The following is a 12002-nucleotide window of genomic DNA, read 5'->3' on the forward strand; positions in this document are numbered from 1 at the left end:
CTCCACCCTACTGCAAGTAGGTATCGTCCATGGGCGAGATGACGCCCCAGATCCCATCCGGCAAGCCGTGCACCTTCTTCGAGGACAAGGTGTGGTACGGAATGACCGTGAGGAAGTCGATGGGCACGTCCACGGTGACCAGGCGCTGGAACTCGGCATACAGCGCCCGGCGCTTGTCCGCGTCGGTCTCCGTGCCAGCCTGCTCCAGCAGCTCGTCCACCTTGGGATTGGCGTACGACTGCGTGTTGGTCCAGATGATGTCGCGGATGTTGCTGGACAGATAGGTGCGGTGCACGCCGATCACCGGATCGCCCCAGTTGAAGACGATGTCGGTGGTCATGTCGAAATCCTTGCTGGCGATGCGCTTGGCCCAGGTCGGGAAGTCTGGCGACGCCCGCACCTGCACCGCGATGCCGACCTTCTTCAACTGGCTGCGCAGGTATTCCGCCACGTTCTTGCCCTGCACGTCGGATCCCGGCATGTAGTCCACGGTCAGCGACAGGCGTTCGCCCTTGGCATCCTTCTTGAAGCCCGCTTCTTCCAGCAGTTGTTCGGACTTCTTCAGGTCCAGCGGATATTTCGCGACGTCCTGCGTGGCGAATGGGCTGGTGCCGATGATGGGGCCGTCGGCAGGCTGGGCAAAGCCGGCGTTCAGGGCCTTGGTGATGAAACCCTTGTCGGTGGCGTAGGCGATGGCCTGCCGCACCCGCACGTCGTTCAGCGGCTTGCGCGCCGTGTTGAAGGCCAGCCAGCTGAGCGCGCCTATGCCTTCATAGCCCTTGCTGGTCATGACAATGGCGGGATTATCCTTGGCGCGCCGCAGGATGGTCGGCTCGGTCATGAACGGCAGCACGCCGATATCGCCGCGTTCCAATCCGATCAGCAGATTGGTGGCGTCCGGATTGATCTTCACCACGATCCGGTCCAGGTGGGGCTTGCCGGGCAGGAAGAACTTGTCGAACTTCTCCAGCACGATTTCCTGGCCGGGCTTGAATTCCTTGAATTTGAACGGCCCCGACCCGACCACGTCGGCCGAATTGCGCGGGTGGTTCTTCAAGTCCTGGCCGTCGTCATAGATGTGCTTGGGCAGCACCGGCATCAAGGCCGGCGACAACGCCAGCAGGATGGCCGGATGCGGCTTGTTCATGCGCAGCACCACCGTGTAGGGATCCGGCGTGTCCACGGCCTCCACGGGCGCGAACATGGTCTGGAACGGGTGGTTCTTCTTGACTGCCATGACGGAGAACGCCACGTCGGCCGAGGTCACCGGCTTGCCGTCATGGAACAAGGCGTCCTTGCGCAGATGCAGGGTCAGCGACTTGCCGTCCGGCGCCAATTCCCAGGACTGCGCCAGATAGGGTTGCGGCTTCCAGTCGGCGTCGTAGCGCAGCAGGCTGGCGAACAGCTGCGTGCTGGGCAAGGCGGTGGCGATGCCCGACTGCACCGCGCCGTTCAGGTGACGCGGCACCTGCGTCGAACCGATCACCAGCGTGCCGCCCGGCTTGGGCGCGTCCGCGGCCATGGCCCCGCCCGCCAGGGCCAGCGCCGTCAGAATCGTGGTCAGGCATTTTTTTGCGCTGCGCATGTTCTACCCCTTGATGTCTTGTGTGTCGCGAACCATTCAACGGATGGCCTTGGGGGTAGCGTATCCAGGCTGCGGGTCCAGGCTTAGTACCAAACCGCCGGACTTTTTGGAACCAGCCGCGCAGAGGGCTGGAATTCAGGCTGCCAACGCCCGCGCATACAGCGAGGCCACCGCGCAGCTGTTGACGCGGGCCTGCATAGAATCGGAGCGGCTGGTCAGCAGCACGGGCACGCGCGTGCCCAGCACCAGCCCGGCCGTGCCGGCGCCGGCCAGCCAGGTCAGCTCCTTGTAGAGCATGTTGCCGGCCTCGATATCGGGGACCAGCAGGATGTCGGCATCGCCCGCCACGCGCGAAACAATGCCCTTCTGATCGGCCGCCTCGCGCGAGATGGCGTTATCGAACGCCAGCGGGCCGTCGATGTCGCCGCCGCGAATCTGCTGCCGATCCGCCATCTTCGACAGGGCCGCCGCATCCAGCGTGGCGGGCATGGCAGGATTGACGGACTCGGTGGCGCACAGCACCGCCAGCTTGGGCCTTTCCACGCCAAGCGCGCGCGCCAAGTCGATGGCGTTCTGTGCGATATCGGCCTTTTCCTGCAGGGTCGGCGCGATGTTGACTGCCGCGTCGGTCAGGATGAAGAGCTTGGGATAGGCCGCCACCGCCATCACGAAGGCGTGGCTGATGCGCCTGGCCGTGCGCAGGCCCGCGTCGCGCGCGACCACGGCCGACATGAAGTGGTCGGTATGCAGGCTGCCTTTCATCAGCATGCGCACCGTGCCATCGCGCGCGAGCGACGCCGCTGCGCGCGCCGCCTGCGATTCGTCGTCGGGCGTATCGACCACTTCCAGCTCATCTGCGCGCAGCCCCAGGTCCGCCATCAGGGCGTGCAACCGGTGTGCCGGGCCGACCAGCACCGGTTCGATATAGCCCGCGTCACGCGCCTGCACGGCCGCGCCCAGGCTGGTCGGACACAGCGGATACGCCACCGCGGTGCGCAAGCGTCCCGCCGACAGCGCAGCATTGCGCAGCGGCTCGAACAATCGATCGCTTTCCATTTCTGTCTGCTCCTGCCGCGGAAATCCGCGGCGCCTGGCGGAAGAAATCCGGCGCGGCCGCCGCCGCGCCGGACGCGTCGCGATCAGCGCCTGGCGGGATCGATCGGCAGCGGCACCTCGCCCGGATGGAACGGCTGGTTCACGTACGGCTTGTACTTGTCGAGGAAGCGCACCGGCTGCTTGAGGGCGTCGCGGCGGAACGGGTCGCCCAGTTCCTGGCTGACCATCATCTCCAGCACAGTGGTCTTGCCCTCGGACTGGGCCTTGCAGGCGGCCTGCAAGGCGGCGCCCACCTGATCGGCGTGCTCCACCCGTATGCCTTCCGCGCCCATGGCCCGCGCCAGTTCGGCGAAGTTCGGGTTCAGCAGGTTGCTGCCGACGAAGCGACGGCCATAGAAGTCCACCTGGTTCTTCTTTTCCGCGCCCCATTGGCCGTTATGGAACACCACGGCCGTGACCGGTATCTTCTCGCGCACGCAGGTCAGCAGTTCCTGGAAGCTCATGCACCAGGCGCCGTCGCCGACGTAGGCCACGGCGGGCCGGTCGGGCCTGCCGAGCTTGGCGCCGATCAGCGCCGGCAAGGCGTAGCCGCAATTGCCGAAGCTCATGGCGGCGAGCATGGAGTTCGGCTCGTCAAAACGCAGGTAGCTGTTGGACACCGAGCAGATATTGCCGATGTCGGTGGACACCATCACGTGCTGGGGCATGGCGCGTTCCAGCTCGCGCAGCATGCGCCGCGGATGCATGCGGCCGCCGCCGTGCTCGATGATGTCCAGGCTCCAGTCGTCGCGTTCGTGCGACCAGCTGTCCAGTTCCTTTTCCCATTCGGCCTTCTGCGCCGCGATCTGCTCGCCGCGCCCCGCCTTGGTGGCCACGCACGCGACCTCGCGCCCTTGCAGCCTGGCGGTCAGCGCCGCGGCGGCCGGCTTGGCATCGCCGCAGATGCCGACCGACACCGGCCGCACCAGACCCAGCATGCGGTGGTCGGCGTCCACCTGGATGATGCGCGCGCCCTGCGGCCAGTAGTCCAGCCCGTGCTGCGGCAAGGTACCGAAGGGGCCCAGGCGCGTGCCCAGCGCCAGCACCACGTCGGCCTGCGACAGCAGTTTCATGCCCGCCTTGGCGCCCTGATAGCCCAGCGGGCCGCACCACAGCGGGTGGCTGGCCGGGAAGGCGTCGTTATGCAGGTAGCTGGTGACCACCGGCGCGCCCAGCAATTCGGCCAGCGCCACGCATTCGGCCTGGCCGTCCGAGAACAGCACGCCGCCGCCCGCCACGATGACCGGGAACTTGGCCTGCGCCAGCATCTGCGCCGCCGCCTCCAGATCCTCTTCCGAGCCCGGACCGCGGCGGATGCGGCGCGGCTCCGGGATGGCCACGTCGATCTCGCCATAGAAGTAGTCGCGCGGAATGTTCAGCTGCGTGGGACCGCGTTCGGCCAGCGCATTGTCGAAGGCCTTGGCCGTGAACTCGGCCATGCGGTCGGGCCGGTTCACGTGGGCCTGGTACTTGGTGATGCGCGAAAAGATGGGCAGCTGCTCCGTTTCCTGGAAGCCGCCCAGCCCCATGCCCGCAGTGCCGGTTTCGGGCGTGATCGCCACGACCGGGCTGTGGGCCCAGTAGGCGGCCGCCACGCCGGTCACGAAGTTGGTGATGCCCGGGCCGTTCTGCGCAATGCACACGCCGTGGCGGCCGGTGACGCGCGAATAGCCGTCGGCCATGTGCGCGGCGCCCTGTTCGTGCACCGTGGGCACGAAGCGGATGCCTGCCGCCGGAAACAAGTCCAGCGCGTCCATGAAGGCCGAGCCGACGATGCCGAATACGTCCTTGACGCCCTGGGCGACCAGCGTTTCGACAAACGCTTCGCTGGGGGTCATGTGTTGCTTGCTGCTCATGGTCTCTCTCCTGGCAGGCCGGCGGTGTCGGATTGCATCTGGGCCGGCATGATCCGATACTGCAGCAGAAACCTGGCCGTTCCCAGCCCGCGGCGTTTCATTTTCTGCAAAATCCGTGCGAGGATGGGCAGCAAGCCGCCGAATCTTCAATTATTGAAAGATGAAAGACGAATCCTCCGCAGCGCTGCGCGCGCTGACCCTGCTGGAACAGGTCGCCCGCTCCGGGCAGCCGGTATCGCTGGCCGCGCTGACGGACGCCACGGGCTTGCCCAAGCCCTCGGTGCTGCGCATCCTGTCGCGGCTGGTGGACGCCGGCATGCTGCTGCGCGAACCCGCCGGCAAGAGCTATGTCAGCGGCCCGCGCCTGAGCGCGCTGGCGCGCGACACCCTGCTGAATTCGCCCCTGCGCGGCGAACGCCACCGCATCCTGGACAGCCTGGTCGACGAGATCGGCGAAACCTGCAACTGCACCATGCTGGACGGCGACGAGGTCATCTACCTGGACCGCGTCGAAACCGCCTGGCCGCTGCGCGTGAACCTGCAATCGGGCTCGCGCGTGCCGCTGCATTGCTCGGCCAGCGGCAAGCTGTTCCTGGCCCATATGCGGCGCGAGGCGCGCGAGCGCCTGCTGGCCGCGGCGCCGCTGCCGCGCTACACGCCCAACACGCTGTGCGACGTGGCCGCCCTGGAACAGGAGCTGCGCGCCATCAAGAAGGAAGGCGCCAGCTTCGACCGCGAGGAATTCCTGCTGGGCATCGTCTGCATGGCGGTGCCCATCCTGCACGGCACGCGCGCCATTGCCGCCGTGGCCTTGCACGCGCCGGTGGCGCGGCTGTCGATCGAGGGCGCGCGCGCCTGGCTGCCCCGCATGCAGGAGGCCGCCCAGGCGCTCGCCGGCACCTATGAGTCCGAGACCTAGCTCCCTGTTCCCCGGCTGCGCCGGCCTGTTCATGCGGCACAAATCGCCGCGCGCAGCCCGGCTTGGGGCATCGTGCTTTGGCCCTAATTTCGATGGCAAACAGCCGCAGGCATTACACTCTCGGGCATACGCGGTTTTCCGCCCCGCCCCTTCCTTTTGCCGCCAGGCCGCCGCCGGGCAGAAAGCGACTTTTCCATCGTGACCGATACCTCCTTTACTTCCCTCCCCCTGCTGCCCGCCCTGCTCGACAATCTGAAGAGCCTGGGTTTCGAGCAGATGACGCCCATCCAGGCGCAAAGCCTGCCGCTGATCCTGGAGGGCCGCGACATCATTGCGCAAGCCAAGACCGGCAGCGGCAAGACCGCGGCCTTCGGCCTGGGCGTGCTGCAAAAGCTCGATCCCACGCGCTTGACGCCGCAGGCGCTGCTGGTGTGCCCCACGCGCGAATTGGCTGACCAGGTTGCGCAGGAACTGCGCCGGCTGGCGCGCCAGATCGCCAACATCAAGATCCTGACCCTTTGCGGCGGCGCCGCCGCCCGCCCCCAGGCCGAATCGCTGGCGCGCGGCACCCACCTGGTGGTGGGCACGCCCGGACGCATCCAGGACCACCTGGAACGCGGCAGCCTGGACCTGTCCGGCCTGAACACCCTGGTGCTGGACGAGGCCGACCGCATGGTCGACATGGGTTTCTATGACGATATCGTGGCCATTGCCTCGCACTGTCCGACCAAGCGCCAGACCCTGCTGTTCTCGGCCACTTACCCCGACAACATCCGCAAGCTCAGCGCCCGCTTCCTGCGCAATCCCGCCGAGGTCAAGGTCGAGGCGCAGCATGACGCCAGCCGCATCGAGCAGATCTTCTACGAGATCGATGAAAAGGACCGCCTAGACGCCGTGACGCGCCTGCTGGCGCATTTCCGCCCCGAGTCCACGCTGGCCTTCTGCAACACCAAGATCCGCAGCCACGACCTGGTCGAACGCCTGCAGGCCGAGGGCATCAGCGCCCAGGCGCTCAACGGCGACCTCGAACAGCGCGAACGCGACGAGATCCTGATCCAGTTCGCCAACCGCAGCTGCGCCGTGCTGGTGGCCACCGACGTGGCCGCGCGCGGCCTGGACATCCAGAACCTGGGCGCCGTCATCAATGTGGACGTGACCAAGGACACCGAGGTCCACGTGCACCGCATCGGCCGCAGCGGCCGCGGCGAACAAAAGGGCCTGGCGCTGAGCCTGTGCTCGCCAGAGGAAATGCGCTGGGCCAACCTGATCGAGCAGTACCAGGGCGCGCCGCTGGTGTGGGGCGACATCAAAACGCTGCGGCCCAAGGCGGACCGCCCGCTGCGCGCGCCCATGATCACCCTGTGCATCCAGGGCGGCAAGAAGGACAAGCTGCGTCCCGGCGACCTGCTGGGCGCCCTGACCGGCGATGGCGGCCTGACATTCGAGCAGGTCGGCAAGATCAACATCACCGAGTTCAACTCCTACGTCGCGCTGGACCGCCAGATCGCCAAACAGGCGTTCTCACGCCTGTCCAACAGCAATATCAAGGGCCGGCGCTTCCGCATGCGCTATCTGGAAGAGTTCTGAGTGTCGTTGGGCGACAAAAACTTGATGATTTTGCTCGGGTTTTGCAATAATGGCGCGGCCTACCCTGCCTGCCGCCTTGCCCGCGGCGACCAGGGCGCGGAACCAAAGGCTCGCGACCTGTTCCAACGGCCGCGGTCCCCTTTCAACCAATAGAAGAGAAACTCACCATGATCAAATCCGACGACACCGGCAAGCTGATCCTGCGCCTGACCCTCGGTATTCTGATTCTGCTGCATGGCCTGTTCAAACTGACCGGCGGCGGCGTCGGCGGCATCAGCGGGATGCTGTCCTCGCATGGCCTGCCGGGCTTCCTCGCCTATGGCGCCTACGTCGGCGAAATCCTCGCGCCCGTCCTGCTCATTGTCGGCATCTACACCCGCCTGGGCGGCCTGCTGATCGCCATCAACATGTTGGTCGCCATCCTGCTGGCCCACTCCGGCCAGATCAGCAGCATGACCAACAACGGCGGCTGGGCGCTGGAACTGCAAGGCATGTTCCTGTTCACCGCCCTGGCCATCGCCTTCATGGGCGCCGGCCGCTTCAGCCTTGCCGGCAACGGCGGCCGCTGGAACTAACAGCCGTAACACGGCGATACGCAGTACACAGGGGTCGCCGAGGCGGCCCCTCTTCATTTGCGCGGAGATTGATACGAACGACATCGACGGTCACGCAGGCGCAAACATCCGTCACCGGAAAGCTGTTTCGGAACGATTACAGCGCAGAACCCTGGGGCCTGCCCTGTGGCCTAATCCTGACGAGCGCAACAAAGGCGTGAGCCACGCCAGGCGCTCGGCAGGAGCCGCAAATGAAGAAGAGTCTGTTGCTGATGCTGGCCATGTCCAGCGCTTTGACTGGATGCGTGGTGGTGCCGGCAAGGCCGGCGTACTACCGCCCGGCGCCGGTGTATTACACGCCGCATTATTACTACCCGGCATATCCAGCCCCCCATTACTACTATCGTGGCTATTGATCCGCGCGCCTATTGCGCAAAGGAAAAGACCATGAACACCTACTCCCGGATCCTCCGCCCGCGCCCCCTGGTCGCGGCCGTCCTGCTGGCCGCCTGTGCCAGCGCCGCGGCGCAGACCTATGCGCCGCCACCCGCCCCCGCCGCGCCCGTCTACGACGATGGCGATCCGGCCAACGCCAATCTGGCGCTGGTGGATCGCAGTCCCGAACCGCCGCCTGCGTTGCCCGTTTACGTGCAGCCGGCCGCGCCGGCGGACGGCTACATGTGGGTGCCTGGCTACTGGAGCCGCAACCGCTACGGCTTCTTCTGGGTGCCCGGCGCGTGGGTGCTGGCGCCCTATCCCGGCGCCCTCTGGACCCCGGGATACTGGGGCTTCGTGAACGGCATCTACCTCTGGAACGCAGGGTACTGGGGCCCTCACGTGGGCTTCTATGGCGGCATCAACTACGGCTTCGGCTACACGGGCCTGGGCTATGTGGGCGGCTACTGGAAACGCGACCGCTTCTACTACAACCGCTCCGTCACGAACGTGAACATCACGCGCGTGACCAATGTCTACAACCACACGGTGGTCGTGAACAACGTCGACAACCGCCGCGTCAGCTACCACGGCGGCCCGTCAGGCATCCGGCGCGACGCGGACCCGCGTGAACTGGCCGCGCGCAAGGACCGGCATTCCCAGCAGACCGACATGCAGCGCGGCTATGCGCGCGACGCCGGCAACAACCGGGCGCAGTTCTACGACCAGAACAAGGGCCGCCCGCCCCAGGCGTACGTGGACCATCAATCCAACGGCAGGCCGCCTGAAGGCCAGCGTCCGGGGAATGGACGCGACGGCCGGGACAACAACGGGCGCGACAACCGTAGCGGCGGCGACCGCAACAGCCCGGATCGCGGGGATATGCAGCGCGGACGCGATATGACGCCCGGGCAGCAAGGCCGCTCTCAGCCGCCGCAGGCTCAACAGGCGCGCGAGCAGCAGCAGCAGCAGCAGCAGCAGCAGCAGCAGACGCGTCAGCAGCAGCAGCAGCAGCAGACGCGTCAGCAGCAGCAACGCGACCAACAGGCTCAGCAGCAGACACGTGAGCAACAGCAACGCGATCAGCAAGCCCAGCAGCAGGCGCGCCAGCAGCAGCAACGCGACCAGCAGGTCCAGCAGCAAGCGCGTCAGCAACAACAGCGCGACCAGCAGGCTCAGCAGCAAGCGCGTCAGCAACAACAGCGCGATCAGCAAGCTCAGCAGCAAGCGCGTCAACAACAACAGCGCGATCAGCAAGCTCAGCAGCAAGCGCGTCAGCAACAACAGCGCGATCAGCAAGCTCAGCAGCAAGCGCGTCAGCAACAACAGCGCGATCAACCGCGCGGCGATGGAAACGGCCGCGGCGGCCCCGGACGCGACTAGGGCCGCGCTCCCCCCGCCTGGCCGCGTGCTGGACCCTGGCCCCCCACAGGGCTACAGTAGACTTGTTGCCACGAAGCCCTTGAGATTCCTGGAGATTCCGATGAAGCGCATTGCCCCCTGGTTACTGCTCTGCGGCCTGCTGGCCGGCCCTACGGCCCAGGCCGCGCTGGACGTGGGCGCCCCGGCGCCGGAATTCAGCACCCAGGCTTCGCTGGGCGGCAAGGTCTACACGTTCTCGTTGAGCGAAGCGCTCAAGCAAGGCCCGGTGGTCCTGTATTTCTTTCCCGCCGCATTCACCCAGGGCTGCACGATAGAAGCGCACAACTTCGCCGAAGCCACGGACGAATACAAGTCCCTGGGCGCCACCGTCATCGGCGTGTCGACCGACAACATCGACACCTTGAACAAGTTCTCGGTCAGCGAGTGCCGCGGCAAATTCGCGGTGGCGGCCGACGGCGACGGCAAGATCATGAAGGCCTATGACGCCGTCCACGACAAGCGCCCGGAATACGCGCAACGCATTTCCTACGTGATCTCGCCGCAGGGCAAGATCCTGTACGAATACACCGACATGAACCCGGATTCCCACGTGGCCAACACCATGCGCGCCTTGCGCGACTGGAAGGCCAGGCAGTAGGCGCCGCCGCGGCCTGCGCCACCGCAAGCCTGGTTCTGGGCCGCTTATGGCGGCGGCACGGATTTCGATTTCGCGGGAAGGAATTCCACGCGTACGATCTTACCCTTGTCCACCCCAACTGCCCGCGCGCTCAGTTCGACAGTGCCGGCCGCGCTTGGCGCGCGCAGCTCCATCGTGGCAACACCGTAGTCATTGGTGCTGCTGGTAGGCGCTACAAGCGTGCCGGCGGTGGCCCGCCAGTTGACGGTGATGCCAGCCCCCTCCAGATTGCCGTTGATGTCCTTCACGGTCGCCGTGAGGGTGAGCTTTGTCTTGCCGTCGGCCGGAGCGGAGGTCTTGCTGCTGGCGAAGGAGGCGATGCGAGCGGTTATCGGATCGGCGATCAGCCTCACCTTGACGCTATTGCCTGTATCACCCGCCCCGGCCCTGGCTATCACCGAGGCCTGCCCCGCCACCTTCCCTGCCGTCAGTACAACCGTGGCCGCCCCGTCGGCGTTGGTTTTGCTAGATGACACATCCAAAGTGCCGAGGTCGGTGCTCCAGTTGACGATCTGGCCCGCGCCTGCGGAACTGCCATTGCCGTCCTGCACCAGCGCCGTGAGTATCGCCGCATCGCGGGAGTTGGCCACGATGCTGGTCTTGCTGGCGGAGGAGCTGCCCACGCGGACGCTGGACGCACCGCCTGAAAAGGTCACGCTGGCAGTCTTGCCCGCATCCCCCGCTGCGCCCGCGGCGGTGACATTCACCCTGCCGGCAACCTTCGGCGCGGTCAGTACCATCGTAGCCTTGCCGCTCGCGTCGGTGCTGCTGGCGGCCGCGGCCAGCGCGCCACCGGACGCTGTCCAATTGACGGTCACGCCGACAAGCTTGGGCTTGCCATTACGGTCCCACGAGATCATCGGATTGCCGTATCGGTCCTGCAGTGTGGCCGTAAAGCTCACCGTGTCTGCGCCGTCGGCTATGCCATTGGCCTTGCTTTGCACGAGTTCAACCACGCGGGCACTGGAAGCGTCGGCCGCAAAGACTATCGGGAAAGTCTTGCCTGGATCGCCACCCGCGGCCCGGGCGGTGATGGTCGTCGTGCCAGCGGTAGTGGGCGCGGTCAATACGACCGAGGCTTGGCTGTTGGGATCGGTCTTGCTGACCTTGGCAGCTAGCTTGCCCAGGTTGGAACTCCAATTGACCTCGACCCCTGCGCCTACCGGATTGCCCTTGGCATCCGCGACCGTGGCCGTGAGGATCACCGCATCCGCGCCATTGGCAACACCATCGGTCTCGCCCGGACTGAGCGCGACCACGCGGGCGCTGGAGAGGTCGGCCGTGAAGACTATCGCGGCGGTCTGACCGGCATCGCCGGCCGCAGCCCGGGCGCCGACGGTCGCCGTGCCGACTGCGGTCGGCGCGGTCAATACGACCGTGGCCTGGCTGTTGGCATCGGTCTTGCTGATCGGCGCGACGAGGGTGCCCAGGTTGGTGGTCCAGTTGACCGCGACGCCCGGGCCTACCAGATTGCCTTGAGCGTCCACGACCCATGCCCTCAAGATCACGGTATCCAGGCCGTCAGCCAGCGCCGTGTGTTTGCTCGGGCCGAACTCGACCACGCGGGCGCTGGACGGGTCAGCCATGAAGGCAATGGCGGCGGTCTTGCCTGGATCGCCCCTTATACCCTTTGCTGAGGCCGTTGCCGCGCATTTGGCGGTGACGGTCGCGGCGCCCGCCGAAGCCGGCGCGGTCAGCACGATCGTGGCCTGGCTGTTGGCGTCCGTGACGCTGACAACCCTGGCGAGCACACCCGCGCTGCTGCTCCAGTCGACGGCAACGCCAGCCCCCACCGGATTGCCTCGGGCATCCGCGACCGTCGCCATCAAAGTCACGGTGTCCGTACCATTGGCCAGCCCCGTGGTCTTGCTCGGGCTAAGCGCTACCACGCGCGCGCGGAGCAGGTCGGCCT

General features: G+C 66.4%; 10 protein-coding genes. 6 read left to right on the top strand and 4 right to left on the bottom strand.

The features are described 5' to 3' along the window. Positions 1–7: 7 nt before the first annotated feature. The 3 genes from WBB14_RS28700 to xsc form a co-directional block, all read right to left on the bottom strand. On the bottom strand, positions 8–1585 hold the full coding sequence (locus tag WBB14_RS28700) for an ABC transporter substrate-binding protein (RefSeq protein WP_424242762.1): 1578 nt from the start codon (positions 1583–1585) through the stop codon (positions 8–10). Positions 1586–1720: 135 nt separating this feature from the next. Continuing rightward, positions 1721–2641, bottom strand: a complete 921-nt coding sequence (locus tag WBB14_RS28705; RefSeq protein ID WP_424242763.1) for a bifunctional enoyl-CoA hydratase/phosphate acetyltransferase — start codon at positions 2639–2641, stop codon at positions 1721–1723. Positions 2642–2724: 83 nt separating this feature from the next. Continuing rightward, on the bottom strand, positions 2725–4536 hold the full coding sequence (gene xsc / locus WBB14_RS28710; RefSeq protein WP_424242764.1) for a sulfoacetaldehyde acetyltransferase: 1812 nt from the start codon (positions 4534–4536) through the stop codon (positions 2725–2727). Positions 4537–4696: 160 nt separating this feature from the next. Between xsc and WBB14_RS28715 the strand changes: the two genes are divergently transcribed. The 6 genes from WBB14_RS28715 (at position 4697) to WBB14_RS28740 (ending at position 10051) form a co-directional block, all read left to right on the top strand. Beyond that, positions 4697–5455, top strand: a complete 759-nt coding sequence (locus WBB14_RS28715) for an IclR family transcriptional regulator (RefSeq protein WP_424242765.1) — start codon at positions 4697–4699, stop codon at positions 5453–5455. A 198-nt stretch (positions 5456–5653) separates the two neighbouring features. Continuing rightward, the gene (gene dbpA / locus WBB14_RS28720; protein WP_424242766.1) at positions 5654–7042 is read left to right on the top strand and encodes an ATP-dependent RNA helicase DbpA; all 1389 of its coding nucleotides are present in this window, start codon (positions 5654–5656) and stop codon (positions 7040–7042) included. Between the two features lie 167 nt (positions 7043–7209). Then, a complete protein-coding gene (locus tag WBB14_RS28725; protein ID WP_424242767.1) occupies positions 7210–7617 on the top strand; it encodes a DoxX family protein in 408 nt (135 codons plus the stop codon). A gap of 230 nt (positions 7618–7847) precedes the next feature. Next, positions 7848–8012, top strand: a complete 165-nt coding sequence (locus WBB14_RS28730; protein WP_013393510.1) for a hypothetical protein — start codon at positions 7848–7850, stop codon at positions 8010–8012. Positions 8013–8043: 31 nt separating this feature from the next. Beyond that, positions 8044–9414 (top strand): adenylate cyclase, encoded by a 1371-nt coding sequence (locus tag WBB14_RS28735; RefSeq protein ID WP_424242768.1) that lies wholly within the window; start codon positions 8044–8046, stop codon positions 9412–9414. A gap of 100 nt (positions 9415–9514) precedes the next feature. Next, a complete protein-coding gene (locus tag WBB14_RS28740; RefSeq protein WP_207467568.1) occupies positions 9515–10051 on the top strand; it encodes a peroxiredoxin in 537 nt (178 codons plus the stop codon). 44 nt (positions 10052–10095) lie between these two features. Here WBB14_RS28740 and WBB14_RS28745 read toward each other — a convergent pair. Next, on the bottom strand, positions 10096–12002 hold a 1907-nt coding region (locus tag WBB14_RS28745), incomplete at its 5' end, for an Ig-like domain-containing protein (RefSeq protein ID WP_424242769.1).

The sequence above is a fragment of the Achromobacter sp. genome (assembly GCF_049647645.1).
Classification (GTDB): domain Bacteria; phylum Pseudomonadota; class Gammaproteobacteria; order Burkholderiales; family Burkholderiaceae_B; genus Achromobacter.